This is a genomic window from Pseudomonas sp. GWSMS-1 (assembly GCF_049847425.1).
Classification (GTDB): domain Bacteria; phylum Pseudomonadota; class Gammaproteobacteria; order Pseudomonadales; family Pseudomonadaceae; genus Aquipseudomonas.
The window spans coordinates 3778805-3802713 of the sequence record NZ_JBMHHV010000005.1 but is presented as its reverse complement, the minus strand read 5'-3'; the positions used below and the strand labels follow the sequence as shown (position 1 = coordinate 3802713).

The following is a 23909-nucleotide window of genomic DNA, read 5'->3' as shown; positions in this document are numbered from 1 at the left end:
TCGGTCTGCACCACGGTCGTCCGTGGTCATGAATGTGTGCACGGTGCTGTTATGTTCTTCGTAGGAAGGGCTTTAGCCGCGATGCCTTCGTTCTAAGAACTCGCGGCTGAAGCCCCTCCTACGGTGTTGTGTCGCGCTTAGGCTTATCTTCCAACACCTGCCCCGAGCGGCTCTGGCACAGGTGAAACAGCCATGTGCGCAACGTGCGCAGGGCGGATAACCGCGAAGCGTTATCCACCGGGTGATCGATCAGTCCCATACCAGCACCTCGGCCGGGGTTGGGTTCCAGCCGTTGCACGGGTTGTTCAGTTGCGGGCAGTTGGAGATCAGTACGATGACGTCCATGTGCGCGACCAGTTCGACGTACTTGCCCGGTGCAGAGATGCCGTCCTCGAAGGTCAGGCCGCCGTCCGGCGTGACAGGTACGTTCATAAAAAAGTTGATGTTGGCGCCGATGTCACGCTTCTCCAGGCGGCCGTCGTGCAGGCTGGCGCGCAGGAAGTTATCGCGGCAGCTGTGCATATAGCGCTTATCCAGTGCGTAGCGAACGGTGTTGCTCTCCTGGGCGCAGGCGCCGCCGAGGGTGTCGTGGCGGCCACAGGTGTCGGCACTGATGGTCAGCAGCGGGTTGCCCAGGTTGGAGTAGAGAACGGTGCCGCTGGTTAGGTAGACGCTGTTCTGTTTGCGCAGGGTGCGTTGCGGGTCGAAACGCTCGCGTGGGTTGCGGGCGCTGAAGAACAGCGTATCGACCGCCTGATTACCTTCGAGGTCGAGCAGGCGTAAGGTTTGTCCGGCTTTGACTTCGCAGAGGAACGGTTCGCCGGCTGGGATTTCGTGGCGGTACAAAGCGGCTTCAGGCTGCAGAGGGCTTTCAATTAAATTCATGTGCGCAGCCCTCAGAGATACTGACGTTCGGTGTTATGGAAGCCACGCGCGTTTTCCGGGCGCGAAGTGCGGCAGAGCACGCTGATGCCGTCGCTCTCGACGCGGCTCCAGCGCAGTTGCACTGGCTTGGGCGCGTATTCGGGGTTGGGGTCCATGGGGTGTTGCAGGGCGGTGAGTACCACCAAGGTGTCCATCGGCGCGTATAGCTCGATGTAGTCGCCGGCCTTGGAGTTGCCGGGTTCGAAATGGAAGCGCCCATCCGCGTCGACGCTGACCTTGCTGAACAGGTTGAGGTTCATCAGCAGGTCTTGCAGGTTGAGGTTCCACTTGCCCATTTCCACCAGCAGGTTGTCCACGCCATTGCGGAAGAAGCCGTTGCGCAGTTCCTGGTAGCGCCCGGCGCCATATTTCTCGGCAACTTCAGCGGCGTTGAGTATGCCGCCGAAGCTGTCATGCCAGCCGCAGGTGTCAGCGGTGATGGCGGCCAGTACGCGGCCCATATCCGAGTACAGGCAATGGCCGGCGGTGAGCTTGGCGGTGTGTTGGCACTTGAGGGTGTCCGGTAGATTCAGCCGTTCGCTTTTCTCGCAGGCATTGAGCAGCAGCAGGCTGACGTTGGCGTTGCCTTCGAGGTCGGTGATGCGCAGCAGTTGGCCGCGCTTGAGGACGAAGGAGGTGTGGCCACCGCCGGGAACGAGTTCTTCATAAAGCGTGGGGCGCAGGCTAAGTGCGGCAGTCATGGGTTAACTCCTTGCAGGTGCGCGCCGAGATGCGCCGGCAGGCTGGCGACGGCGGCGCGGCGGTCGCTGTTCAGGGGAATGTCGTAGGTGATGCGCGCACCAAAGGCATTCGGTGCGTGCGGGTCGATGCGAGTCTTATCGAATACCAGTAGGCGCGTGCCTAGGCTGAAGCCTTCACTCAGGTCGTGGGTGACCATAAACACGGTCAGTTTGGTTTCGCGCCACAACTCCAGCAGCATTCGGTGCATGTCCTTACGGATACCCGGATCGAGCGCGCCGAAGGGTTCGTCGAGCAGCAGCACACGCGGCTGCATGATCAGCGCCTGGGCAATGGCCAGGCGTTGCTGCATGCCGCCTGAGAGTTGGCTGGGGTATTTATCCAGCGCGTGGCCGAGGCCGACTTTCGTGAGGATTGCTGCCGCCTGCTCGCGCGCTTCGCGTTTGGCGCTGCCGAACAGACGGCCGAGAAGCGGTGAGCGCGGCAGCTCCAGGCCGATGGTGACGTTGTTCAGCACGCTTAAATGTGGGAACACAGAGTAGCGCTGGAACACCACGCCGCGGCTGCTATCGGGTTCGCCGGCCAGCGGCTGTCCGGCGAGTAGAATTTCGCCACGGCTGGCGCGCTCCTGCCCCAGCAACAGGCGCAGGAAGGTCGACTTGCCGCAGCCGGAGGCCCCAACAAGCGTGCAGAACTCGCCTTCATTGATGCTCAGGTTCAGGCGCTCAAGTACCACTTGGTCGGCGTATTCCTGCCAGACGTTTTTCACTTCGATAAACGCGCTGCTTTTTAGAGTGCTCATGCCTTGCTCCCCTCAAACCAGGGGAAGCACAGCTGGGTCAGGCGGCGCAGCCCCAAGTCCATCAGCCAGGCGAGCAGGGTGATCCACGCCACGTAGGGCAGGATCACGTCCATCGCCATATAGCGACGTACGAGGAAGATGCGATAGCCGAGACCGTCCGTGCTGGCGATGGCTTCGGCGGCAATCAGGAACAGCCATGCGGAGCCCAGTACCAGGCGCAGGGCGATCAGCAGGCGCGGCAGCAGTTGTGGCAGTACCACACGCAGAATCAGGGTCCAGGTGCTGGCGCCGAGGGTCTGCGCCTTGATCAGGATTTCGGTAGGGATCTCGCGGGCGCGTTGTTCTAAGTCACGGGCCAGGATGGGGGTGATGCCGATCACGATCAGCATCACCTTAGACAGTTCGCCGAGGCCGAAGGTAATGAACAGAATGGGTAGAATCGCCAGCGGTGGGATCATTGATAACACGGTGAGTAACGGCGAAAGCGGTGCACTGAACAACGGCAAAATACCGGCGGTGATGCCTAGGCACAGCCCGGCTAGAGCAGCGATGCCGATGCCCATGCCGAGGCGCTTGAGGCTGGAGGCGCTGTCTTCCCAGAACAGGTACTTGCCGCTGCGCTTGTCCTCGGTGAAGGCCAGGCGATCAATTGCGCTGACCATTTGGCCGGCGCTGGGCAGCAGTTTGTCGTTGGGGTTTTCCGCCAAGCGCGCTGTTGAGCCTGCGAAGTAGGCAAACAGCAGCAGGGCGAACGGCAGCAGGATCAGCAGCAGGCGGCCGCTGCGATCCGGGTGGCGGTTGATCAGGCGCATAGTTATCTCGTCGTACGTAGTGCGTAGGGTGGATGACGCTTTTTTCATCCACCGTGGGGGCACCTCGTAGGGTGGATGGGGGAGGCGTCAGCTACGCGCCCCGATCCACCCTACGGGGTGCCGTTTACGCAAAAGCGCCTGGTTACAGCGTGCCGTCAGCCGCCATCTGCATATAGCTCGGGTCAAAGCGCAGCTTGAGGTTGGCCTTGTCGCCGGTGGCCACGCCTCTGGCAAAGCTCATGCCGATGGCGTCGGCACTCTTTGCACCTTCGCCGAGCAGGCCGTGGCCGAAGGAAAATTCCGCCACCTTGGTCATAGTCGCCGGCAGTTTCGGGCTGTTGGCGAAGGCCACGGCATCCTTGGCGCTGTAGAACATCTTGGTTGCGGCCAGTTGTGCGTCGTAGCCCGCGAGGTCGGTACCGGAGGCCTTGGCCATCTGCTCGCGCGCAGCAATGCCGGCTGGGGTATCGGCGCTCATGGTGGCCATGATTTCGTACCAGGCGCCGGTCAGCGCTTTGCCGAAAGCCGGGTTGTCCTTGAGTGTGTCGCTGTTGACCACCATCAGGTCGATGATTTCACCGGGGATCTGGCTGGAGTCAAACACCTTGGTGACGTTTGGGGTGGCTTCGATTTCCGCCAGCAGTGGGTTCCAGGTGGTCACAGCGGTGACGTCGTCGGTAGAGAAAGCAGCGACCAAGTCGGCGTCCGAGGTGTTGACCACGGTCAGGTCTTTTTCGCTGAGCCCGGCTTTTTCCAGGCCGCGCGCCAGCAGATAGTGCGACACGGACAGTTCGACCAGGTTGACGTTTTGGCCTTTGAGATCGCCCAGGGTTTTCTTCTCGCCTTTGACCACAATGCCGTCATTGCCATTGGAGAAGTCACCGATGATCAGTGCGGTGCTGTCCACGCCACCGGCCGCTGGAATGGTCAGGGCGTCCATATTGGTCATGGTGCAGCCGTCGAACTGCCCGGCGCTGTACTGGTTGATCGATTCGACGTAATCGTTGATCTGCACCACATCAATGTTGATGTCGTACTTTTTCGCCCACTTGTCGACAATGCCTTCTGCTGCGCCATATTCCCAGGGCATCCAGCCGGCGTAGATGGTCCAGCAGACGCTGAAGTCGGGCTTCGGCGCGGCGTGGCTATTGAGGCTGATGGCGGCAGCGAGGCCGGCGGCGAGCACTGAACACAGACGGGTCTTACGCATGGTGGAACCTCCAGTTCGAAATGAGCGGGCAGGAGTGCACTGCGGATCCCCACAAATGGGGCGCGTTCTCCCGGGCTTTTATCCCGCCGTGTAACCTCGAAGGAGGTCGCCAACTCTCGGACCAGTCATCCGCAGATCATTTGATCGCGGACCGGAACCCTAGTCGGCTATTGCAAATTGTGGTGCCGCTACCCCGAAGGGTTACTCCTGCATGTGGGAGTGGAAGCGAATTGCGTGCCAGTTCAATACATACCAGTTCTGTATCGTTTATCGCGTGAGCGGGGTGTGTGTAGAACGGAAGATGTGCGCTTTACTGGTGCGGTGCGCGATGCTTTGGTGCGTGTAGCGGGGCTGTAAGGTAGCCGCACCCGTGGTGAAGCTTTAAAAAGCTTTCGAGCTGTACCGCACCCTTTGCCTTACCGGAGGCAGAGTGGGAAGCCGGGACGACCAGCACGACGTGAGCGCCACCCAAGGAGGCTTTCGGCGGCACGGCGTAACAGACCATGCCATAGAGCGATACATGCAGTGTGGTCAGGTGGGCATGCAACATCAGTACGGCCGTAACGGTTCAGAATGCTCAGAACGGCGCAAGAATTATGCTGTGGGGTTGGCAGCGGCCCGTGATGCAGGCCACTGCCGGGGAAGGCCTAGCGGTTGCGCAGGAACGCGTTGATAAAATCGCCTTGGTTGGGGGCTTTTTCATGGGTGGTAAACACCAGGTTTGCATCCTTCTCGCGCAGCTTTAACGCGTCAGCAAAGCTGCACTGCACGCTGCTGAGCTGTTTGGCTTGGGTCTTGTAGTCAGCATTGTTTTCGCAGAGGTACGCCATCTGCCGCACGACTTCACCGCAGAAGCTCGGCACGCTGAGGCGTTTGAGCTTCTCGTCATCAAGCGCCTGCCAGTCAACCTGGGTGTGCAGCGCAGTGCCGCAGGTTTTCGAGGCGTCCTGATCGATTTGTTGCAATTGCGCGGTGAAGTCGGCCACGCGTTGTTCACGGTCAAAGCGGCTCAGCTGCTCCTGAATACCTTGTTTTTTCTGCTGCTCATAGAGCGCCAATAGGCTGGCCGGCTTGGCTGTCTTGCTCTTGTCTGCATCGAAGCCCAGCTCGAAACCGTCGGTATTCGGCAGGTAGAGTTTGACGCGCTCGCCACCCCAGTCTTGACGTTTGACCAGCATGTTGTAAGCGCTGCCATTGAGGGTGGTGCTGTAGTCGCGGTCATCGTTGCCGCGATCCTTGATGGTGGTGAGGATGACCACTTCATCAAGGGGGTGATTGATGCCGCTGACCTGAACCAGCGCCTGTGCGTTGTCGCTGCTGGGCGCCACGATGACGCTGATACCGTTGCCGGCATTGAACGCCTGCGGGTACTTGGCCAGTTCCATCGCGCTGGCGTTGAGGGTGAGCAGTGATGCACTGAGTAGCAGTGACAGCCTTGTCATGGTGGCGTCCTTGTTGGATGAAAAGGGCGCCCAGTATAGCCAGAGTCGTGCTGTCGATTTGTGCGCGGAGTCTGCTCGTGGTGCCTGCAAACGGGTGGTTTAGTGCACTGTGATGGGGTTCGGCGTGTGCTTCGACAAACGGTTGGCAGGGGTGCGCGCCTGCTGGGGCTTTACGGTATACTGCGCGGCCTTTGGCCGGTCGCACCGGTCGGAATTCGCACACAAGCCACGCCGGTTTTCCCGCGTGGCTTGTTGGTTTTTGCCGCGCCTGCGGGCGCATTTGAGAAGAGGCACGACGATGAGCGCACTGGTTGGCGTGATCATGGGCTCCAAGTCCGATTGGTCCACCCTTAGCCACACCGCCGAGATGCTGGATAAGCTAGGCATTCCGTACGAAGTGAAGGTGGTTTCTGCCCACCGCACCCCGGACCTGCTGTTCCAGTATGCCGAGCAAGCAGACGAGCGTGGCATTCAGGTGATCATCGCCGGTGCCGGCGGCGCGGCGCACCTGCCGGGCATGTGTGCGGCCAAGACCCACCTGCCGGTACTCGGCGTGCCTGTGCAAAGCGCTGTGCTCTCGGGTGTCGACTCGTTGCTGTCGATCGTGCAAATGCCAGCCGGTATTCCAGTCGCTACCTTGGCCATCGGCAAGGCAGGCGCGGTGAATGCGGCGCTGCTCGCGGCAAGCATTCTCGGTCACCAGCATCCGCAGTTCCACGCGGCGCTCAAGCAGTTCCGCCAGGAACAGACCGAAACCGTATTGGACAACCCGGACCCGCGTGAGGCCTAACCCATGAAGATCGGCATAATCGGTGGCGGCCAACTGGGCCGTATGATGGCGCTGGCAGGCACCCCACTGGGGATGAACTTCGCCTTCCTCGACCCCGCGCCGGACGCCTGCGCGCAAGCGTTGGTGAGCATATCCGCGCCGATTATGGCGATCAGGATCACCTGCGCCAGTTGGCTGACGAAGTCGACCTGGTGACCTTCGAGTTCGAGAGCGTACCGGCCGAAACCGTGGCCTTCCTCTCGCAGTTCGTCCCGGTCTACCCGAGCGCCGAAGCCCTGCGCATCGCCCGTGATCGCTGGTTTGAAAAGTCCATGTTCAAGGACCTGGGCATTCCCACCCCGGACTTCGCCGATATCCAGTCGCAAGCCGACCTGGATGCTGCCGTGGCCGCCATCGGTTTACCGGCGGTGATGAAGACCCGCACCCTGGGTTACGACGGTAAGGGCCAGAAGGTTCTGCGCAAGCCTGAGGACGTCACCGGCGCCTTTGCCGAACTGGGCAGCGTGCCGTGCATTCTTGAAGGCTTTGTACCGTTCACCGGCGAAGTCTCGTTGGTAGCGGTGCGCGCCCGTGGTGGTGAAACGCGTTTCTACCCGCTGGTGCACAACCGTCACGACAGCGGCGTGCTGGCCTTGTCGATCGCCAGCACCGATCACCCGTTGCAGGCGCTGGCCGAAGATTACGTCGGCCGTGTGCTGACTAAGCTCGACTACGTCGGCGTGCTGGCCTTCGAGTTCTTTGAAGTCGATGGCGGCCTGAAAGCCAACGAAATCGCCCCGCGCGTCCACAACTCGGGGCACTGGACCATCGAAGGCGCCGAGTGCAGCCAGTTCGAGAACCACCTGCGCGCCGTCGCCGGCCTGCCGCTGGGCTCGACCGCCAAAGTTGGCGAGAGTGCGATGCTCAACTTCCTCGGCAGCGTGCCGCCAGTTGAGCAGGTTATCGCTATCGATGGCTGCCGCTTGCACCACTATGGCAAGGCCTTCAAGGCCGGGCGCAAGGTTGGCCACGCCACCCTGCGCTGTGCGGATCGCGCCACCCTCGACAAGCAAATTGCTGCCGTCGAGGCGTTGATCACCAAGGCCTGAATCCGACTGACGCCGCCAGCGCGGCGGCGTCAGATGGAACCTTGGCGCATGATTTTCGTCTGATTGCCTAACGCCATTATTGGCATCCCTGTAACAGACGTGGAGTACAGCGTCATGAGCATTCTCGGCATTATCTTTATCGGCCTGATCGTCGGCTTGATCGCGCGCTTTATCAAACCTGGCAACGACAGCATGGGCTGGATCATGACCATCTTGCTCGGTGTCTGCGGCTCAATCGCTGCCACCTATGGCGGCCAGGCGCTGGGCATCTACAAAGTCGGTGAGTCTGCCGGCTTTATCGGCGCGGTGATCGGCGCAGTGGTGTTGCTGGTAATCTACGGCGCAGTCAAAAAGGGCTGATGCCCTTTCACTCCGCCGCCCTGTGAGCCCATCGATGCGTTATCTGTTGTTACCCTTGCTGTTTATCAGCACCCTGGCCTGTGCCGAGCTGCCGGAAACCGATTGGCTGGAGCTGATGCCGCCGCAAGACCGGGCGGCATTGGAAGCCATGCCGGAAATCGACCACCAGGGCGCCGAGCAAGACAGCGCGTTCTACAACCCCGGCGGCCTCAAACAGCAAGATAACAACCTACCCGCGGTGATGTACTCGACGAGCACCGTCGCCGCCCTGAATGGCAAAACGCTGCGCCTTGGCGGCTACCCCGTGCCGCTGGAAACTGACCGAGAAGGCCGCAGTACGCTGTTCTTTCTGGTGCCCTATCCTGGCGCTTGTATCCATGTCCCGCCACCGCCACCGAATCAGCTTGTACTCGTTCGCTACCCCAAAGGTATCGAACTGGAAGACATCTACGCACCGCTGTGGGTCAGCGGCACGCTGAAGGTCGAGCAGGTCAACAATGAACTGGCGGACGCCGCGTATGCCATGCAGGCGGACGCGGTCAGAGTGGTAACCGATGACGACCTATAAGCCTGGAGTTCCATCCATGAAAGCTGCTCTTGTTCTGCTGCTGTTCCTGATCTCTGCCAGCGCCATGGCCCTGGAAACCGGCGAGCGCCTAGCGCCCTGGACCCTGTTGGACCAGCATGACCAGGCCTACACCCTCGACAACCAACTGCAGGTGCTGCTGGTGGCTCAAAGCATGGGCGCCGCCAAACTGGTCGACGCCGCCTTGCAAGGCAAGCCCAAAGGCTATCTGGAACAGCGCCACACCGTCTTTCTCGCCGATATCAGCCGTATGCCCAAGGTGATTGCGACTCTGTTCGCCCTCCCCAAAATGCGCGACTACAACTACCGCATCCTCCTCGACCGCGACGCCCGCATCACCCCGCGCTACCCAGTAGACACCGCCAGCGTGCTGTGGCTCGACCTGCGAGACGGCAAGTTGCAGGGGCAGCGCAGCTTTACCGATGCTAGTGAGTTGGCGCAGGCGCTTGAAGCTGTAGCGCCGCAGTAAGCGTGGGCGGTCTTTGGCGTGTCATGTAGCTGACTACTTCAGCCCTCCAGCGGTTCAGCCCAGATACTGACGTTGAGCTGATGCTGTGCGCCTGCGGCCAGTAGGCAGATGTCGTCCATGACATTGGCGTGTTCGATACACAGCATGCCTTGCCAGGCATCGGCGGCAAATTGTGAGAGTCGTTGTGCCTTGTCGATCCAGGGGTTCCACAGCACCGCCGATTGCGAGCCGTGGCTATGCAGCTGAATGCGCCGTTGCCAGGTGGGGTCGAGGATGCTCAGTGATTCTGGCGTGTCTAGGTAGATGCGGTCGGTTTCGCGGTTGAACTGCAGCGGTCCCTCTTGCTGGCGAGTCTGCCAGTCTTCCAGGGTTTCGATATAGCGGCAGCCGTGCAGGCCCTCGACGCTGACCTGACGAATATCGCTGACGGCAAAATAGCTGTGCAGCGCCTGGCTGATGGCCAGTGGTGTGTCGCTCAGGTTGCGGCTAGTGAGTTCGAGGTGCAGGCGGCCATCCAGGCGAATACGCAGGTGCAGTTCAGCTGCGTGGGGCCAGTCAGTCAGTGGCTGATCTGCTGTGTTGAAGACAAAGTCGAGGCAGATACCGTCCTCGTTGCTATCAATCCCCTGTAGTTGCCAGTCGAGGCCTCGTATCAGGCCGTGGGCGGGTGCGTGTGCAGGTTGGCGGTGCATGGCCTGTACGGCCTGTGGATTGCGTTGCAGGCTGCCAAACCATGGCCAGCAAACGGGCACGCCGCCGCGTACGCCCTGGCCGCGCTTATAAGCGGCTTGCTCACTGAGCCAGATCAGCGGTGGTTGATCATCCTCCTGGTAGCTGAGGATCTGCGCGCCTTGCTGGCTGATCAGCAGTTCGGTACCCGCGTAGCGCGCGCGCCAGCCGGTCAGCTCATCCAGTTCGAGGCGTTCAACGTGGGACCTGGCCATTGGCATACTCGCATCAGAAGAAATAAAGACGGCTATTGGAGCCCAGCTTGCGCGCAGAAAGCAAAACGCCCGTCAGCGACGGGCGTTTTGTGATGGCGCATAGATTACTTACCGTAGACCTGCTCTGGCAGCCAGGTGATCAACCCTGGGAACTGGTAGGCGAGCACGAGCAGAAAGATCTGGATCAGGATAAATGGCAGCACACCCTTATAAATGGTGCTGGTTGGTACGGAGGCCGGGGTGACGCCACGCAGGTAGAACAGCGCGAAGCCGAACGGCGGGGTGAGGAAGGAGGTCTGCAGGTTAAGCGCGATCATCACGCCCAGCCATACCGGGTCCAGGCCCATGGCCAGCAATACCGGGCCGACAATCGGCACCACCACAAAGGTGATCTCGATAAAGTCGAGGATAAAGCCGAGCAGGAAGATCACCACCATCACCAGGAAGAACGCGCCGAGCACGCCACCGGGTAATTGGGCGAATACATCTTCGATCATCGCCTCGCCGCCGAAGCCGCGGAACACTAGGGAAAACAGTGACGCGCCAATCAGGATCATAAAGACCATGGCGCTGATTTCCGTGGTGCCAGAGGCCACTTCACGCAGTTGGCCGAAGTTCAGCTTGCCCTTGCAGAACGCCAGCACCATTGCGCCCAATGCGCCCAGCGCGGCGGCTTCGGTCGGGGTGGCGTAACCGGCAAGGATCGAGCCGAGTACTGCGCCGATCAGCAGCAGTGGTGGTACCAGCGCGTTGATCAGCTTGCCCCACTCAATCGGCCCGAGCTCCTCCTGTGGCAAGGCGGGCAGCTTCTTCGGCTGGAAGATCGCGACACCGATGATGTACACGATATACAGCCCCACCAGCAGCAAGCCGGGCAGCAGCGCGCCGACAAACAGGTCGCCCACCGAGACGGTCTTCGGCGAGAAAATACCCATCTTCAGCTGGGCTTGGGAGTAGGCGCTGGACATCACATCACCCAGCAGTACCAGCACGATAGACGGTGGAATGATCTGCCCTAATGTGCCGGTAGCCGCCAGGGTGCCGGTGGCAATCGCCGGGTCATAACCGCGCCGGAGCATGGTTGGCAGGGCCAGCAGGCCCATGGTTACTACGGTGGCGCCGACAATGCCGGTACTGGCGGCGAGCAGGGCGCCCACCACGCAGACGGAAATGGCCAGGCCGCCGCGCAAGGTGCCGAACAGCCGCGACATGGACTCCAGCAGGTCTTCGGCGACCCTGGACTTCTCCAGCATCACGCCCATAAACACGAACAGCGGCACCGCCAGCATCGTCTGGTTGTTCATGATGCCGAACAGCCGGTTAGGCAGCGCGCTCAGGTAGCTGCCATCGAAGGCGCCGATGAGGATGCCGATGCCGGCAAACAGCAGCGAGACGCCGCCGAGGGTGAAGGCCACCGGGTAGCCCGCCATCAAGGCTGCGCAGATACTGATAAACAGCAGAATTGCCATTAATTCAGCCATGGGTCACCTCCTCGGTAGGTAGGCGGCCGAGGAGGATATTGGCGAATTTGATCAAATCTGAAATGCCTTGCAAGACCAGGCTGATGATGAGGACCAAGATGATGCTCTTCTGCAAATAGACGAATTTCAGGCCACCAGATTCGCTGGAGCCTTCTAGGGTCGCCCACGAATTGCTGACGTAACCCCAACTGGCCCAGCCCAGAAACAGGCAGACCGGCAGCAGAAATAACAGCGTGCCGAGGCTGTCGACCAGGGCTTTACGGCGTGGGCTGAAGTTCTGATAGAAGATATCGACACGCACATGGCCGTTGCGCTGCAACACCCAGGCGGCGGCGCCCATAAAGACCAAGGCGTGGGCATACAGCACGGCTTCTTGCAGTGCGGTTGCACCGATGCCAAAACCGTAACGCAATACCACCACGATGGCGGTGCCGAGTACCAAAAACAGGGTCAGCCAGGCACAGGCTTTACCTAAATTGGCATTGAGTGAATCGATCAGACGAGCAAGGCCGAGCAGCAGAGGCGGTTTGTCGGACATCATAAGTCCTTATGGTTATGAGCTGTTTAAGCAGGCGGGGCGGCGATTTTAGGCAGGCCCGGGTATGTGCGGCAATGGCCCTGCAACTTTAGTCGTATCCGCTAGGCTTGAGAGGTTCTTAGGCCTATTTTAGTCAAGCGTGGTGGGTCCGCAGTGATCCTGTGGTCAAACCAATACAACAATAAAGGAGCATTGCATGAAACGTCGTCAAATTCTCGCAGCAGCAGGCGTAGGCCTCGCAGCCACCGCCCTGGCTGGCTGCAAGCAAGAAGCTGAAACTGCTGGTAAGCCCCAGGCAGGCGCTGACACTGAAACGTTTAACTGGAAAATGGTCACGTCCTGGCCGAAGAACTTCCCTGGCGTGGGTGTGGGTGCCGAGCGTTTCGCCACGCTGGTCAATGAAATGAGTAATGGCCGCTTGAAGGTCAAGGTGTATGCCGCGGGTGAGCTGGTGCCGGCGCTGGAAGTGTTTGATGCGGTCAGTCGCGGTACGGCCGAGATGGGCCACGGTGCACCTTATTACTGGAAGGGCAAAGTCCCGGCCGCACAGTTCTTCTGCGCCCTGCCATTTGGCCCGAATGCCCAGGAAATGAACGCCTGGCTGCACAAGGGCGGTGGTATGCAGCTGTGGGAAGAAACCTACAAGCCCTTCGGCGTACTGCCGATTGCCTGTGGTGCGACAGGCGTGCAGACCGCTGGTTGGTTCAATAAGGAAATCAACGGCGTTGATGACTTCAATGGCCTGAAGATGCGTACCCCAGGGCTGGGCGGCGAAGTGTTGACCAAAATGGGCGGTACGGTGGTTAACATGCCAGCGGGTGAAATCTTCACTGCGCTGCAAACCGGTGCGATCGATGCCACCGAGTGGATTGGCCCCTACAACGACCAGGCGCTGGGCCTGCACAAAGCCGCCAAGTACTACTACACCCCGGGCTGGCAAGAGCCGAACGTGACCTTCGAGTTGGATATCAACATCAAGGCCTGGGAAACCCTGCCGGCTGACTTGCAGGCCATCGTCCGTGCTGCTGCGCGCGATGTGAACGGTGACATGCTCGATGATTACAACGCCAAGAACATGGAAGCCATGGAGCAGCTCAAGAGTGAGGGCGTAGAGGTGCGCCGCCTGCCGGATGAAGTGTTGGCCAAACTTAAAGTGGTCGCCGCCGAAGTGGTCGACGCCAGCGCCGCAGCCGATCCAGTGGCGAGCAAGGTGTGGGCGCAGCAGAAGGCTTATCTGCAGCGTCTTTACGACTACGCCGAGTCGAACGAGAAGGATATCTACAACATTCGTGGCTGATTCTTAGCGCACAGCAAAACGCCGGCTCATAGCCGGCGTTTTTGTTTGCCATCTGCGCTCAGCGCCGTGCCGGAACTGGACGGGTACGGCCACTGCCATCGATGGCGACAAACACGAACACCGCTTCGGTGACCTTGCGCCATTCACTGGATAGCGGGTCATCGCTCCACACTTCAACCAGCATCTGGATCGAACTGCGGCCTACTTCCACGGTTTGCGTATAGAAGGACAATTGCGCACCCACCGCCACCGGCACCAGGAAGGCCATGCGGTCAATGGCCACGGTGGCCACGCGTCCGCCGGCCACTTTGCAGGCCATGGCGGTGCCGGCCAGGTCCATTTGCGAGACCAGCCAGCCGCCATAGATATCGCCAAAACCGTTGGTTTCGCGCGGCAGAGCGGTGATTTGCAAAGCCAGGTCGCCTTGCGGGATAGGGTCTTCCTGTTCGAAATCGTGCATCAGATAGGCTCACGGCGCGGTTGTTGTTATTGGCGCGGTGCGGGGCTTGGCGGTGGCGGCGAGTCAGGCTCTGCGGCTATCGCGGGGTCGCCCGCAGGCCCGCGGGACTGCGGGCGCAGCGAGTATAACGACTCAGCAGTCGCAGGGCGACCATCGCGCTTTGCTATTGGGTATCTGGTCTTTTCATCGGCACGGATAAAACATCGTGTCATTCATCTAACTGTCATATTGATTACATACAGTCGTCATGCGGCCTACAGATACTTGGCCCCGTTCAATCCAACACTAGTTTTTCAGGAGTAAGGCATGAAACTTAAGCGTTTGATGGCGGCCATGACTTTTGTCGCCGCTGGCGTGGCTACTGCCACTGCGGTTGCTGCTGTCGACCCGGCTCTGCCGAGCTACACCAAGACTTCCGGCGTATCGGGCAACTTGTCCAGCGTCGGTTCCGACTCCTTGGCCAACCTGATGACGCTGTGGGCTGAAGAGTTCAAAAAGGAATACCCAAACGTCAACATCCAGATTCAGGCTGCCGGCTCCTCTACCGCGCCACCTGCGTTGACTGAAGGCACCGCCAGCATGGGCCCGATGAGCCGTGCGATGAAGGATGCCGAGATCCAGGCGTTTGAAGAAAAGTATGGTTACAAGCCGACTGCCGTACCGGTGGCCATCGATGCCCTGGCGGTCTTCGTGCACAAAGATAACCCGATCAAGTCCCTGGACATGGCTCAGGTTGACGCCATCTTCTCCAGCACCCGTCTGTGCGGTGGCGCTACCGATATCAAAACCTGGGGCGATGTGGGCATGACTGGCGAGTGGGCGACCAAGCCGATCCAGCTGTTCGGTCGTAACTCGGTATCCGGTACCTACGGTTACTTCAAAGAAGAAGCCCTGTGCAAAGGCGACTTCAAGGCCAACGTCAACGAGCAGCCAGGTTCGGCTTCCGTGGTGCAGTCGATCTCCAGCACCATCAACGCCATCGGTTACTCGGGCATCGGCTACAAGACGTCCAGCGTGAAGACTGTGCCACTGTCGAAGAAAGGCGGCGAAGCTTTTGACGCCAACGAAGAAAACGCCCTGGCTGGTAAGTTCCCGCTGGCTCGCTTCTTCTATGTTTACGTTAACAAGGCTCCGAACAAGCCGCTGAGCCCGCTGGACGCTGAGTTCATCAAGCTGGTGCTGTCCAAGCAAGGCCAGGAAGTTGTCGTAAAAGACGGCTACATCCCGCTGCCGAGCAAAGTGGCTGCGAAAACCATGAAGGAACTGGGTCTGTAAGGACCGCTTAACTGGCAAGGACGCCAACAAATGGTCGCAAACCCTTTTTAACGTCGCGCAGCGACGGCCCGAAGGGTGATCGCCAGGGACGGCAGACCATTAAGTAATTCGCACGCCCACCTTCGTTTACGACAGGTGGGCGTTGCTTTGTCAAAGCGCTGTAACTTTTCTGTCATACAGTGGCGTTAGAGTTGGCGCCTCGTATAGCGACAGAACTCACTATGGCGCGCTCATGGCTGCGCAGAGGCGCTCTTACCTATGAATGACTTGGCTAGTGAAACCATGACCGCCACCTCTAAATCCCTCGGGCTGGACTTCAATACTCCGGCCTTGCAACGTAAGCGCCGTATCCGCGCGCTGAAAGATCGTTTCGCCCGCTGGGCGGTTTCCATCGGTGGTATGGCCGTGCTCGGCGCCATCACCCTGATCTTCTTCTACCTGGCCTATGTGGTGCTGCCAATGTTCCAGGGCGCCAGCCTGGACACTCGCAAGCCCGTGCAGGTTGCCTGGCTGAATGAAGCCGCCGCGCCGCTGCTGTTGACCCTGGAAGAGCAGAACCAGATGGCCATGCGCCTGGACCAGAGCGGCAAGGTGCAGTTCTTCGACGCGAAGAAGATGCAGCCGCTGAGCAGCGTGCAGCTGCCAATCCCTGCGGATGTGCGGATTGCTTCAGTCGGCCAGGACCAGCCCGGCAGCAACCGCGTCGCGCTGGGCCTATCCAACGGCCAGGTGCTGGTGTTCCAGCATGTTTACAAGCTCAGCTACCCGAATGATGTGCAAACCATCACGCCGAGCATCGAGTATCCGTTCGGCGAAGCGCCAATTGAACTCGACCCGCAGGGCCGCGAACTGGATCACGTGGGCGTCAGTCTGAACAGCGGTACCTTGATGCTCACTGGTTCCACCGGCACCGAGCTGCATGTGCTGAAGCTCGGTCGTGAAGAAAACATGATGACCGGCGAGGTAACCCTCAGCGAAGAGCGCGTTACCCTGCCGCAGATCGCCGAGCCAATCAAGGCGCTGATCATCGACCCTCGCCACCTGTGGCTTTATGTCGTCAATGGCCGCGCCACGGCCGATGTCTTCGACATGCGCAGCAACAGTCTCAACGGCCGCTACAAGCTGCTCGCTGATGCCAAGCTGGAAGTCAGCAACGCCACCTCGCTGCTCGGTGGTATCTCGCTGATGATCGGCGATAGCAGCGGCGGCATCGCCCAGTGGTTTATGGTGCGCCAGGAAGATGGCAAGACCTCACTGACCTCGATTCGCAGCTTCCAGCTGGCCGACAGTCCGATCGTGCAGATTCTCCCGGAAGAGCGCCGCAAGGGCTTCTTCGCCCTGGACGCCAAAGGCAACCTGGGTATCTTCCACAGCACCGCGCACCGCACCCTGCTGGTTGAGCCAGTAGCCGAAGGTCAGGCTCTGGCGGCCCTATCGCCGCGCGCCAACCGCTTGCTGGTGGAGAGCGATGGCCAGCTGCAGCGTTTGATCATCGACAACCCGCACCCGGAAATTTCCTGGAGCTCGTTGTGGGGCAAGGTTTGGTACGAGAACTATGACGCGCCTGGCCACGTCTGGCAGTCGACCTCTGCCAGCACCGACAACGAACCCAAGCTAAGCCTCGCGCCGCTGGCCTTCGGCACCCTGAAAGCGGCGTTCTACGCCATGCTCCTGGCTGCGCCGTTGGCCATTGCCGCCGCGCTCTACACCGCCTACTTCATGGCTCCGGTGCTGCGCCGCAAGGTCAAGCCGGTGATTGAGCTGATGGAAGCGCTGCCGACGGTGATTCTCGGTTTCTTCGCCGGCCTGTTCCTCGCGCCTTATGTCGAAGGGCACCTACCCGGCATTTTCAGCCTGCTGATCTTTACCCCGATTGGCATCATGTTGGCCGGCTACCTGTGGAGCCGCCTGCCAGAGTCGATCCGCCTGAGCGTGCCGGATGGCTGGGAGTCGGCGCTGCTGGTGCCGGTGATCCTGCTGGTGGGCTATGTCTCGCTGGCCATGAGTGGGCATCTGGAAAACTGGCTGTTCGACGGCAACATGCGCATGTGGCTGAGCAATGATCTGGGCATTCCGTTCGACCAGCGCAACGCCCTGGTGGTCGGCCTGGCCATGGGTTTTGCGGTGATCCCGACCATTTACTCGATTGCCGAAGACGCCGTGTTCAGCGTGCCGAAGAGCCTGACCTTTGGCTCCCTGGCCCTAGGTGCGACGCCCTGGCAGACCCTGACCCGCGTGGTGATTCTGACTGCGAGCCCGGGCATCTTCTCGGCGGTGATGATCGGCATGGGTCGCGCCGTTGGTGAAACCATGATCGTGCTGATGGCCACCGGTAACACCGCCATCATGGACATGAACATCTTTGAAGGTCTGCGCACCCTGGCCGCCAACGTGGCGGTGGAAATGCCTGAGTCGGAAGTCGGTGGTACTCACTACCGCGTGTTGTTCCTCTCGGCGCTGGTGCTGCTCGGCTTCACCTTTGTCATGAACACCCTGGCAGAACTGGTGCGCCAGCGTCTGCGCGTCAAGTACGCCTCGCTCTAAGGCTTGGGAAGGTATATGTCCGTGAAACAGAACAACCTGAAAACCTGGTTCAAGAGCGGTACGCCGTGGATCTGGATGAACGCCGGCGCGGTGTCGATCGCCGTGATCATGACCCTGGGCCTGATGATGGTGATCGCCGTGCGCGGCCTTGGCCACTTTTGGCCGGCGGATATCGTTGAGGCCGACTACCAGATCCCTGGTCAGCAAGCCAAGGTGATGGCCGGCGAGGTCACCCAGATCGAAGAAGTGCCGCGTGCGCGTCTGGCGGCTTCCGGCTTGCCGGTGGAGGCTGAAGGCGGCGAGTTTATGACCCGCGAGCTGTTCAAGGTGGGTAACCGTGACGTATATGGCGCGGACTTCACCTGGGTGGTCGGCGAATGGCTGAGCAACCTGCGCACCCCGGAAAACCTTACGGCCATTGAGCGTCGCGAGTGGGGCAACTTCTACGGCTATCTGGTCAACGTCAAAGAGGCGGGTGAGCTGGTGGCTGAAGGTGATGCCAGTTGGCCGGCCCTGCAAGAGCGCATCGAGCGTGTCGAGCAGCTGCACAGCCAGCTGGTGCGACTGGAGAAGAAGGACATCGGGCGGATCAACGCCGGGCTCGAACGTATTCGTCTACAAACCCGCCGGCTGGAGTTGCAGGGCAAGTTGGACGAGGTCGCCCAGGCCGAGCTGGATGCCGAGCGCGCGCAATGGGATGCTGAATATAAGGTCTTGGAAACCGAGTTGATCGCCCTCAACCAGGCGTTCAACCGTGACAGCGTGACGCTCAAGACGGTTGACGGTCGCGAAATCACCATCAGCCTGGGTAAAGTGGTGCGTGCCTTCCAGCCTAACGCCATGAGCAATCTGGACAAGCTGGGCTTCTACTTCATCAAGTTGTGGGAGTTTGTCAGCGACGACCCGCGTGAGGCCAACACCGAAGGCGGCATTTTCCCGGCCATCTTCGGTACCGTGATGATGACCCTGATCATGGCGGTGATCGTCACCCCGTTTGGTGTGGTGGCGGCCATCTACCTGCGTGAATACGCCAAGCAAGGGCCGCTGACCCGGGTGATCCGCATTGCGGTGAACAACCTGGCAGGCGTCCCGGCGATTGTTTACGGCGTGTTTGGCTTGGGCTTCTTCGTTTACGTATTGGGCGGCTCGCTGGATCAGATGTTCTTCCCGGAATCGGCACCGGCGCCGACCTTCGGTACGCCGGGCCTGCTCTGGGCCTCGCTGACCCTGGCGATTCTCACGTTGCCGGTGGTGATTGTCGCCACCGAAGAAGGCCTGGCACGGATTCCGCGTGCGGTGCGTGAAGGCTCGCTCGCCCTCGGTGCCACCAAGGTGGAAACTCTCTGGCGTGTGGTGCTGCCCATGGCTAGCCCGGCGATGATGACTGGCCTGATCCTCGCCGTAGCCCGCGCGGCCGGCGAAGTGGCGCCGCTGATGCTGGTGGGCGTAGTCAAGCTGGCGCCGAGCCTGCCGTTGGATGGCAACTACCCGTACCTGCACCTGGACCAGAAGATCATGCACCTGGGCTTCCATATCTACGACGTCGGCTTCCAGAGCCCCAACGTCGAGGCTGCGCGGCCGCTGGTGTACGCCACCGCGCTGCTGCTGGTGCTGGTCATCGTGGTGCTGAACTTCGCTGCGGTTTATATCCGCAACCACCTGCGCGAGAAGTACAAAGCGCTGGATCATTAATCACTTGTGCCCGCCCGGTCATTGCCGGGCGGGCAGGTACGAATTGTTAGCGTAGGGAGCATCCCATGCAGCACGAAGCACATACACACGGTATCGACATGGCGGCCCTGGGCCGCGAGCGCCAGGGCCTGAGCATGGCCAATGAGCAGGTGGCCATCGATGTGCCCGGCCTGAACCTGTTTTACGGCGACAAACAGGCGTTGTTCGACGTCAAAATGAGCATTCCCAACCAGCGCGTAACGGCGTTTATTGGTCCGTCCGGGTGCGGTAAGTCGACCCTGCTGCGCACCTTCAACCGGATGAACGACCTGGTCGATGGCTGCCGCGTAGAAGGCGAAATCAACCTCGACGGCAAGAACATCTATCGCAAGGGTGAGGATGTGACTGAGCTGCGTCGCCGCGTCGGTATGGTGTTCCAGAAGCCCAACCCGTTTCCCAAGAGCATCTACGAGAACGTGGTGTATGGCCTGCGCATTCAGGGCATTAACCAGAAGCGTGTGCTCGACGAAGCCGTCGAGTGGGCGCTGAAAAGCGCGGCGTTGTGGGACGAAGTTAAGGACCGCCTGCACGACTCAGCCCTTGGTCTGTCCGGTGGTCAGCAGCAGCGCCTGGTGATCGCCCGTACCGTGGCGGTTCAGCCGGAAGTGTTGCTGCTCGATGAGCCGTGCTCGGCCCTCGATCCGATTTCCACGCTGAAAGTCGAAGAGCTGATCTACGAACTGAAATCCAAGTACACCATCGTTATCGTGACCCACAACATGCAGCAGGCGGCGCGGGTATCGGATTACACGGCGTTTATGTACATGGGCAAGCTGATCGAGTTCGGTGACACCGATACGTTGTTCACCAACCCAGCGAAGAAGCAGACAGAAGACTACATCACCGGTCGTTACGGCTGATGGCCATGTCGGAGTGCGCTGGCCTGTGTCGGCGGAACTTGCCGTACTGATATGTACTGTCTGCGTTCCGCCTCCTTGGCCAGCACCTCCGCCAAAGTCCATCCACCTGAAAATTAGTAGGGTGCGCTGTGCGCACCATGGCCACCTGAGCCGGCAGCTTTCGCGGAGCGAATCATGATCAACAAAGAAAACCTCACCCAGCACATTTCCCAACAGTTCAACGCCGAGCTGGAGGAGGTGCGCAGCCACCTGCTGGCCATGGGCGGCCTGGTCGAGAAGCAGGTGAACGATGCGGTGACCGCGCTGATCGATGCCGACTCCGGTCTGGCTCAGCAGGTGCGTGAGATCGATGATCAGATCAATCAAATGGAGCGCAACATCGACGAAGAGTGCGTGCGCATTCTGGCTCGTCGTCAGCCGGCCGCGTCCGACCTGCGCTTGATCATCAGCATTTCCAAGTCGGTCATCGACCTTGAGCGCATCGGCGACGAAGCGACCAAGATCGCCAAGCGCGCGATCCTGCTGTGCGAAGAAGGCGAGGCCCCGCGTGGTTATGTGGAAGTGCGGCATATCGGTGATCAGGTGCGCCGCATGGTGCGCGAGGCGCTGGATGCCTTCGCACGCTTTGATGCCGACCTGGCGCTGTCCGTGGCGCAGTACGACAAGACCGTCGACCGTGAATACAAGAGCGCACTGCGTGAGCTGGTGACGTTCATGATGGAAGACCCGCGTTCCATCTCGCGCGTGCTCAACATCATCTGGGCCCTGCGCTCGCTGGAGCGCATCGGCGACCACGCGCGCAATATCGCCGAACTGGTGATCTACCTAGTACGTGGCACCGACGTGAAACACATCGGCCTGACGCGGATGAAGGAAGAAGTACAGGGCACTAAAAAAGACGACTGAGTGCAGCGGCTTTGGCCAGCGCGGGTACGCCCGCGCTGAACAATCTAGGTGGGCGCGACATTAGTTGTATTTGGGTTGGCCTTTGGCCAGTCGCCATGACTATGCTTAAAGGCATCAGAATGGGAGTGGCCGATGAGCAAAGTCAGTGTGCTGGTAGTGGACGACGCAACTTTTATCCGTGATCTGGTGAAAAAGGGGTTGCGCGACCACTTCCCCGGCATCCAGATCGAGGAAGCTATTAACGGGCGCAAAGCCCTGCAAATGCTGACACGCAAGCCGGTAGACCTGATTCTCTGCGACTGGGAAATGCCGGAAATGTCCGGCCTGGAACTGCTCAGTTGGTGCCGCGAACAAGACAGCCTGAAAATCGTCCCGTTTATCATGGTCACCAGCCGTGGCGACAAGGAAAATGTCGTGCAGGCGATTCAGGCCGGCGTCTCTGACTTTATCGGCAAGCCATTTTCCAACGAACAGCTGATCACCAAGGTAAAAAAGGCCCTGAGCCGCGCCGGTAAACTGCAAGCACTTGCCGCCAGCGCACCGCCGAAAATGCTCAGTACTGGCGCTTACGCCAACGATTCTCTATCGGCTCTGACTGGGGGTAAGGCCGATGCGCCCAAACCTGCGTCAGCCCCTGCCGTCCAAACTGTCCCTACGCCGGCAGCCAGTAAAACCGCAGCGCCAAGCGCGAGCAGTGGCCGTGGTCAGGGCCAGTTGCGTTTGCCGAGCGGCACCATGAGTTGCGTGATCAAGGCACTTAGCCTTAAAGAGGCCCTGCTGGTTGTGAAGCGCACCGAGGTACTGCCGCAGGTATTGGAAAGCGCGGTGCTCGATCTGGAGCAGGGCGAAGCGGCGGAAACTGCCCGGCTCAACGGTTATTTGCATGCGGTTGCTGCATTTGAGCCAAAGCCCGACAGTGAGTGGCTGCAGCTGACCTTCAAGTTTGTCGACCGCGACCCACAGAAGCTCGATTACCTCTCGCGGCTGATTGCTCATGGCACCGTACAGAAGCACTTCGTCCCTGGGGCTTGAGCGCTTCGCCATAACGACAACGGCGCCCTAGGGCGCCGTTGTGCATTCCGGGGTGCTGCTCAGCTCGCCAACATGCGCCCGCACTCTTCCAGGTTGATATGCCACTGCATGGCTTCGCGCAGGATATGCGGGGTATGGCCGCCCTTGGCACAGGCGCGCTCGAAGTAGTCATTCAGTTCGGCGCGGAAGTCCGGATGGACGCAGTTGTCGATCACCGCCCGGGCGCGTTCGCGCGGTGCCAGACCGCGCAGGTCGGCGAGGCCGATTTCGGTGACCAGGATGTCAACGTCATGCTCGGTGTGGTCGACGTGGCTGACCATCGGCACCACGCTGGAAATCGCCCCGCCCTTGGCGATCGACTTGGTGACGAAGATGGCCAGGTGCGCGTTGCGGGCGAAGTCACCGGAACCACCGATGCCGTTCATCATCTTGCTGCCGCCGACGTGCGTCGAATTGACGTTGCCGTAGATATCGAACTCCAGCGCCGTGTTGACGCCGATGATGCCCAGGCGGCGAACGATTTCCGGGTGGTTGGAAATTTCCTGCGGGCGTAGGACCAGCTTGTCTTTGTACTGCTCCAGGTTGCCGAACACGCGTTCGTTGCAGCGCTCCGAAAGGGTGATGGAGCAGCCCGAGGCGAAGCGCATCTTGCCCGCGTCAATCAGATCAAAGGTCGAGTCCTGCAGCACTTCGGAGTACATCACCAGGTCTTCGAACGGCGAGTTGAGCAGGCCGCACATCACCGCGTTGGCAATCGAACCGATGCCCGCTTGCAGCGGACCAAGGTTCTTCGGCAGGCGACCCAGCAGCACTTCGTTCTCGAAGAAGGCGATCAGGTGGTCGGCAATCCCCTGGGTCTCACTGTCCGGCGGGGTGGCCGTGGAGTAGGAGTCCGGCTGGTTGGTGATGACGATGGCAGCAATCTTCTCCGGCGGGATCGGAATGGCACCGCTGCCAATGCGCTGATCGGTCTGAACCAGCGGAATAGGCGTGCGGGTCGGCCGATAGGTCGGGATATAGATGTCGTGCAGCCCTTCCAGATTAGGGTTGTGCGCCATGTTGATCTCGACGATCACCTGGTCGGCGAAGATCGCAAAACTGGCGGAGTTGCCCACCGAGGTGGTCGGCACGATGTGCCCTTCTTCGGTGATGGCCACGGCTTCAATCACCGCGATGTCCGGCTTCTTCAGCTGCAGATTGCGAATCTGCTCGACGGTATCGGACAGGTGTTGGTCGATAAACATTACGTCGCCGGCGTTGATAGCCTTGCGCAGGGTGCTATCGACTTGGAATGGCATGCGCCGTGCCAGTACGCCGGCTTCGGTCAGCTGCTTGTCGAGGTCGTTGCCCAGGCTGGCGCCAGTCATCAGGCTGATCTGCAGCGGTTGGGTCTTGGCGCGTTCGGCCAAGGCGCGGGGTACAGCTTTGGCTTCGCCGGCGCGGGTGAAACCGCTCATGCCGACGGTCATGCCGTCTTCGATCAGGGCCGCAGCGTCGGCAGCACTCATGACTTTGCCCAGTAAAGCAGGCAGGCGAATGCGATCACGGTACATGGGGATCCTCGGGAAGGGGGTAGAGCGGCGCAAGAGTTTAGGCGTTGAACCGCGTGAGGCCAGTTCGACTAAGGTCGTATAGAGCTTGATTGAGCACTCCAGCCTG

At 60.3% G+C, this 23909-nt stretch carries 23 protein-coding genes, 1 pseudogene and 1 riboswitch; of the genes and pseudogenes, 12 read left to right on the top strand and 12 right to left on the bottom strand.

The features are described from left to right. Positions 1-118: 118 nt before the first annotated feature. From ACEPAJ_RS21375 to ACEPAJ_RS21345, 7 genes are all read right to left on the bottom strand, one after another. Positions 119-259 carry a hypothetical protein gene (locus ACEPAJ_RS21375; protein ID WP_425917717.1) on the bottom strand — a complete coding sequence of 47 codons (141 nt, stop codon included), beginning with the start codon at positions 257-259 and terminating at the stop codon, positions 119-121. Further along, the gene (locus tag ACEPAJ_RS21370) at positions 250-885 is read right to left on the bottom strand and encodes an urea amidolyase associated protein UAAP2 (protein WP_425917715.1); all 636 of its coding nucleotides are present in this window, start codon (positions 883-885) and stop codon (positions 250-252) included. Before ACEPAJ_RS21370 ends, ACEPAJ_RS21375 begins: the two co-directional genes overlap by 10 nt. 11 nt (positions 886-896) lie before the next feature. Further along, positions 897-1625, bottom strand: coding sequence for an urea amidolyase associated protein UAAP1 (locus tag ACEPAJ_RS21365; RefSeq protein WP_425917713.1), 729 nt, complete (start codon positions 1623-1625; stop codon positions 897-899). Then, a complete protein-coding gene (locus ACEPAJ_RS21360) occupies positions 1622-2425 on the bottom strand; it encodes an ABC transporter ATP-binding protein (RefSeq protein ID WP_425917711.1) in 804 nt (267 codons plus the stop codon). The genes ACEPAJ_RS21365 and ACEPAJ_RS21360 overlap by 4 nt, the downstream gene beginning before the upstream one ends. After that, positions 2422-3237: an ABC transporter permease gene (locus tag ACEPAJ_RS21355; protein ID WP_425917709.1), complete on the bottom strand. Its 816-nt coding sequence runs from the start codon at positions 3235-3237 to the stop codon at positions 2422-2424. Before ACEPAJ_RS21355 ends, ACEPAJ_RS21360 begins: the two co-directional genes overlap by 4 nt. 142 nt (positions 3238-3379) lie before the next feature. After that, a complete protein-coding gene (locus ACEPAJ_RS21350; protein ID WP_425917707.1) occupies positions 3380-4447 on the bottom strand; it encodes a putative urea ABC transporter substrate-binding protein in 1068 nt (355 codons plus the stop codon). Positions 4448-4512: 65 nt separating this feature from the next. Further along, a riboswitch (guanidine-I (ykkC/yxkD leader) is annotated at positions 4513-4621 on the bottom strand. 473 nt (positions 4622-5094) lie between these two features. Beyond that, on the bottom strand, positions 5095-5889 hold the full coding sequence (locus ACEPAJ_RS21345; protein WP_425917705.1) for a hypothetical protein: 795 nt from the start codon (positions 5887-5889) through the stop codon (positions 5095-5097). A 298-nt stretch (positions 5890-6187) separates the two neighbouring features. Here ACEPAJ_RS21345 and purE point away from each other — a divergent pair, with 298 nt between their 5' ends. The 5 genes and pseudogenes from purE to ACEPAJ_RS21320 all read left to right on the top strand — a co-directional run bounded on the left by purE (position 6188) and on the right by ACEPAJ_RS21320 (position 9182). Beyond that, positions 6188-6679, top strand: a complete 492-nt coding sequence (purE, locus tag ACEPAJ_RS21340; RefSeq protein ID WP_397492081.1) for a 5-(carboxyamino)imidazole ribonucleotide mutase — start codon at positions 6188-6190, stop codon at positions 6677-6679. A 3-nt stretch (positions 6680-6682) separates the two neighbouring features. Beyond that, positions 6683-7767 (top strand): annotated as a pseudogene (locus tag ACEPAJ_RS21335) (5-(carboxyamino)imidazole ribonucleotide synthase). Between the two features lie 114 nt (positions 7768-7881). Beyond that, on the top strand, positions 7882-8127 hold the full coding sequence (locus ACEPAJ_RS21330) for a GlsB/YeaQ/YmgE family stress response membrane protein (protein WP_411183432.1): 246 nt from the start codon (positions 7882-7884) through the stop codon (positions 8125-8127). A gap of 34 nt (positions 8128-8161) precedes the next feature. Beyond that, entirely contained in the window at positions 8162-8695 is a 534-nt protein-coding gene (locus tag ACEPAJ_RS21325; RefSeq protein ID WP_425917702.1) for a DUF3299 domain-containing protein, read from the top strand. A gap of 16 nt (positions 8696-8711) precedes the next feature. Next, positions 8712-9182: an FAD/FMN-containing dehydrogenase gene (locus tag ACEPAJ_RS21320; RefSeq protein WP_425917700.1), complete on the top strand. Its 471-nt coding sequence runs from the start codon at positions 8712-8714 to the stop codon at positions 9180-9182. Between the two features lie 38 nt (positions 9183-9220). On the opposite strand, the gene ACEPAJ_RS21315 is transcribed toward ACEPAJ_RS21320, so the two are convergent. The 3 genes from ACEPAJ_RS21315 to ACEPAJ_RS21305 form a co-directional block, all read right to left on the bottom strand. Continuing rightward, positions 9221-10126: a D-hexose-6-phosphate mutarotase gene (locus tag ACEPAJ_RS21315; protein WP_425917698.1), complete on the bottom strand. Its 906-nt coding sequence runs from the start codon at positions 10124-10126 to the stop codon at positions 9221-9223. Between the two features lie 104 nt (positions 10127-10230). Further along, the gene (locus tag ACEPAJ_RS21310; RefSeq protein WP_274088037.1) at positions 10231-11607 is read right to left on the bottom strand and encodes a TRAP transporter large permease; all 1377 of its coding nucleotides are present in this window, start codon (positions 11605-11607) and stop codon (positions 10231-10233) included. After that, on the bottom strand, positions 11600-12145 hold the full coding sequence (locus ACEPAJ_RS21305) for a TRAP transporter small permease subunit (protein WP_425917696.1): 546 nt from the start codon (positions 12143-12145) through the stop codon (positions 11600-11602). The genes ACEPAJ_RS21310 and ACEPAJ_RS21305 overlap by 8 nt, the downstream gene beginning before the upstream one ends. 196 nt (positions 12146-12341) lie before the next feature. On the opposite strand from ACEPAJ_RS21305, the gene ACEPAJ_RS21300 reads away from it, so the two are divergent. After that, positions 12342-13442 carry a TRAP transporter substrate-binding protein gene (locus ACEPAJ_RS21300; protein ID WP_425917694.1) on the top strand — a complete coding sequence of 367 codons (1101 nt, stop codon included), beginning with the start codon at positions 12342-12344 and terminating at the stop codon, positions 13440-13442. A gap of 58 nt (positions 13443-13500) precedes the next feature. Here the strand turns inward: ACEPAJ_RS21300 and ACEPAJ_RS21295 are convergent, their stop codons facing one another. Next, complete coding sequence (locus ACEPAJ_RS21295; protein WP_090250791.1) at positions 13501-13902, bottom strand: acyl-CoA thioesterase; 402 nt, start codon at positions 13900-13902, stop codon at positions 13501-13503. Positions 13903-14208: 306 nt separating this feature from the next. Between ACEPAJ_RS21295 and ACEPAJ_RS21290 the strand changes: the two genes are divergently transcribed. The 6 genes from ACEPAJ_RS21290 (at position 14209) to ACEPAJ_RS21265 (ending at position 22250) form a co-directional block, all read left to right on the top strand. Then, positions 14209-15177, top strand: coding sequence for a PstS family phosphate ABC transporter substrate-binding protein (locus ACEPAJ_RS21290; RefSeq protein ID WP_425917692.1), 969 nt, complete (start codon positions 14209-14211; stop codon positions 15175-15177). 258 nt (positions 15178-15435) lie between these two features. Then, positions 15436-17721, top strand: a complete 2286-nt coding sequence (locus ACEPAJ_RS21285) for an ABC transporter permease subunit (RefSeq protein ID WP_425917690.1) — start codon at positions 15436-15438, stop codon at positions 17719-17721. A gap of 15 nt (positions 17722-17736) precedes the next feature. Further along, positions 17737-19413: a phosphate ABC transporter permease PstA gene (gene pstA, locus ACEPAJ_RS21280; protein ID WP_425917688.1), complete on the top strand. Its 1677-nt coding sequence runs from the start codon at positions 17737-17739 to the stop codon at positions 19411-19413. A gap of 65 nt (positions 19414-19478) precedes the next feature. Beyond that, positions 19479-20312 (top strand): phosphate ABC transporter ATP-binding protein PstB, encoded by an 834-nt coding sequence (gene pstB / locus ACEPAJ_RS21275; protein WP_425917686.1) that lies wholly within the window; start codon positions 19479-19481, stop codon positions 20310-20312. A gap of 174 nt (positions 20313-20486) precedes the next feature. Further along, entirely contained in the window at positions 20487-21218 is a 732-nt protein-coding gene (gene phoU, locus ACEPAJ_RS21270) for a phosphate signaling complex protein PhoU (RefSeq protein ID WP_425917683.1), read from the top strand. Between the two features lie 132 nt (positions 21219-21350). Beyond that, entirely contained in the window at positions 21351-22250 is a 900-nt protein-coding gene (locus tag ACEPAJ_RS21265; protein WP_425917681.1) for a response regulator, read from the top strand. A 59-nt stretch (positions 22251-22309) separates the two neighbouring features. On the opposite strand, the gene ACEPAJ_RS21260 is transcribed toward ACEPAJ_RS21265, so the two are convergent. Beyond that, on the bottom strand, positions 22310-23803 hold the full coding sequence (locus tag ACEPAJ_RS21260; protein ID WP_425917679.1) for an acetyl-CoA hydrolase/transferase family protein: 1494 nt from the start codon (positions 23801-23803) through the stop codon (positions 22310-22312). Positions 23804-23909: the final 106 nt, after the last annotated feature.

Bases quoted from the DNA above. Each gene is read 5' to 3' on its own strand.
- ACEPAJ_RS21375 (WP_425917717.1), bottom strand. From the start codon at position 259: ATGGGACTGATCGATCACCCGGTGGATAACGCTTCGCGGTTATCCGCC.
- ACEPAJ_RS21370 (WP_425917715.1), bottom strand. From the start codon at position 885: ATGAATTTAATTGAAAGCCCTCTGCAGCCTGAAGCCGCTTTGTACCGC.
- ACEPAJ_RS21365 (WP_425917713.1), bottom strand. From the start codon at position 1,625: ATGACTGCCGCACTTAGCCTGCGCCCCACGCTTTATGAAGAACTCGTT.
- ACEPAJ_RS21360 (WP_425917711.1), bottom strand. From the start codon at position 2,425: ATGAGCACTCTAAAAAGCAGCGCGTTTATCGAAGTGAAAAACGTCTGG.
- ACEPAJ_RS21355 (WP_425917709.1), bottom strand. From the start codon at position 3,237: ATGCGCCTGATCAACCGCCACCCGGATCGCAGCGGCCGCCTGCTGCTG.
- ACEPAJ_RS21350 (WP_425917707.1), bottom strand. From the start codon at position 4,447: ATGCGTAAGACCCGTCTGTGTTCAGTGCTCGCCGCCGGCCTCGCTGCC.
- ACEPAJ_RS21345 (WP_425917705.1), bottom strand. From the start codon at position 5,889: ATGACAAGGCTGTCACTGCTACTCAGTGCATCACTGCTCACCCTCAAC.
- purE (WP_397492081.1), top strand. From the start codon at position 6,188: ATGAGCGCACTGGTTGGCGTGATCATGGGCTCCAAGTCCGATTGGTCC.
- ACEPAJ_RS21330 (WP_411183432.1), top strand. From the start codon at position 7,882: ATGAGCATTCTCGGCATTATCTTTATCGGCCTGATCGTCGGCTTGATC.
- ACEPAJ_RS21325 (WP_425917702.1), top strand. From the start codon at position 8,162: ATGCGTTATCTGTTGTTACCCTTGCTGTTTATCAGCACCCTGGCCTGT.
- ACEPAJ_RS21320 (WP_425917700.1), top strand. From the start codon at position 8,712: ATGAAAGCTGCTCTTGTTCTGCTGCTGTTCCTGATCTCTGCCAGCGCC.
- ACEPAJ_RS21315 (WP_425917698.1), bottom strand. From the start codon at position 10,126: ATGGCCAGGTCCCACGTTGAACGCCTCGAACTGGATGAGCTGACCGGC.
- ACEPAJ_RS21310 (WP_274088037.1), bottom strand. From the start codon at position 11,607: ATGGCTGAATTAATGGCAATTCTGCTGTTTATCAGTATCTGCGCAGCC.
- ACEPAJ_RS21305 (WP_425917696.1), bottom strand. From the start codon at position 12,145: ATGTCCGACAAACCGCCTCTGCTGCTCGGCCTTGCTCGTCTGATCGAT.
- ACEPAJ_RS21300 (WP_425917694.1), top strand. From the start codon at position 12,342: ATGAAACGTCGTCAAATTCTCGCAGCAGCAGGCGTAGGCCTCGCAGCC.
- ACEPAJ_RS21295 (WP_090250791.1), bottom strand. From the start codon at position 13,902: ATGCACGATTTCGAACAGGAAGACCCTATCCCGCAAGGCGACCTGGCT.
- ACEPAJ_RS21290 (WP_425917692.1), top strand. From the start codon at position 14,209: ATGAAACTTAAGCGTTTGATGGCGGCCATGACTTTTGTCGCCGCTGGC.
- ACEPAJ_RS21285 (WP_425917690.1), top strand. From the start codon at position 15,436: ATGAATGACTTGGCTAGTGAAACCATGACCGCCACCTCTAAATCCCTC.
- pstA (WP_425917688.1), top strand. From the start codon at position 17,737: ATGTCCGTGAAACAGAACAACCTGAAAACCTGGTTCAAGAGCGGTACG.
- pstB (WP_425917686.1), top strand. From the start codon at position 19,479: ATGCAGCACGAAGCACATACACACGGTATCGACATGGCGGCCCTGGGC.
- phoU (WP_425917683.1), top strand. From the start codon at position 20,487: ATGATCAACAAAGAAAACCTCACCCAGCACATTTCCCAACAGTTCAAC.
- ACEPAJ_RS21265 (WP_425917681.1), top strand. From the start codon at position 21,351: ATGAGCAAAGTCAGTGTGCTGGTAGTGGACGACGCAACTTTTATCCGT.
- ACEPAJ_RS21260 (WP_425917679.1), bottom strand. From the start codon at position 23,803: ATGTACCGTGATCGCATTCGCCTGCCTGCTTTACTGGGCAAAGTCATG.